This is a genomic window from Pseudomonas sp. GD03858 (assembly GCF_029840925.1).
In the GTDB taxonomy this organism is placed as follows: Bacteria; Pseudomonadota; Gammaproteobacteria; order Pseudomonadales; family Pseudomonadaceae; genus Aquipseudomonas.
Genome location: NZ_JAOCDM010000220.1, coordinates 1 through 1,239, shown reverse-complemented (window position 1 = coordinate 1,239; position 1,239 = coordinate 1). Strand labels below are relative to the sequence as shown.

Sequence of the window (1,239 nt, the reverse complement as noted above, 5' to 3'; positions counted from 1 at the left end):
TAGATACCGTCTTGACCCTCACCCCGCAAGGGCGATTTGAGGGTCAAACGGTTTACCCGACTTCACCACGCCATAAACCAAGTGCAGCAGCTTGCGCATCGCCGCGCAGACAATCTGCTTATATGCCTTGCGTCGGCTGCTCAAGCGCTCTGCCAGCGCTTTAACGACCGGGTTGTGCCTCATCGAGACAGTGCCAGCCATGAACAGGCCCGCCCGCAGACGTGACGCACCCGTACGAGATATGGTCGTTTGACCGATCAGCTCCCCCGACTGGTGCACCATCGGATTGAGGCCTGAAAACGCGACAATGGCAGAAGGGCTTTGGTACTTCAGCGGATCTCCCAACTCGGCAAGCAGCAAAGCGGCAGTCGTGTCGCCCAGGCCATCAATCGAGGTAATCAGATCACGGCGTTGGCGCAGGTCTGGATCATCGTCGATCGTCTGCTCGATAGCCTTCCTGGTCTTCTCCATTTCCTCGGTAATATGTCCGATCACGGCTTGAATCGAGCCCTGCACCGCAGCCTGTGCGACATCCAGGCGATTCTGCTCCATCTGGCGCATTTCCTTGAGGTCGTCCAGTCGTCGCACCAGAGCGCGTAAGCGGCGCTGTGCTGGTGGCTCAGGCTCCCACTGGCGAAGAGAGGCAGCTTTTTGTTGGCCATAGGCAGCGATGACTTTGGCGTCAGCTTTATCTGTCTTGACGCGCCGAAGCTCTACATCAGCAAACTTCGCGATCACTGCCGGATTCAGAACACATACCCGATAGCCTTTGTTGTGAAGGTACTCAGCCAGCGATTCGTGATAGGTCCCTGTGGCCTCCATGACGACCCAGGCACTCGGCTCGGCATGGCGCTCAAGCCAGTCGTTGAACTGCTCGAACCCACCGGAATCGTTGGTCAACTTGGCTTTGGTACGGGTCTTCCCATTGGGAAGTGCGGTGGCGATGTCGAAAGATCTTTTGGCTACATCAACGCCAATAACAGCAGACATGATCCTCTCCTTCAAACTACGAAAGTTGATCACCCTACACTCGGTTCAACCTTGTGAATGCGTGCTCACGCCGGGGGCGGGCACTAGATACCGTTCGAACTGTTCGAGTGGGGTTGGAAGGTCAGAGCGTTATCTACAGTGCGGGCTCGATGCCCTCGGAGCGGCTCCGCTTCATGACCTTCCCTCGATGATCAGTCGAGAACTTTCGCCTCTTGGGAAGTGAAAGTCGAGATACAAGGAGCGGCCTTG

1 protein-coding gene is annotated in these 1,239 nt (G+C 56.7%); it reads right to left on the bottom strand.

The window, feature by feature from the left end; all coding sequences use genetic code 11:
* Positions 1-18: 18 nt before the first annotated feature.
* A complete protein-coding gene (locus tag N5D48_RS26115; protein WP_279889024.1) occupies positions 19-990 on the bottom strand; it encodes an IS110 family transposase in 972 nt (323 codons plus the stop codon).
* Positions 991-1,239: the final 249 nt, after the last annotated feature.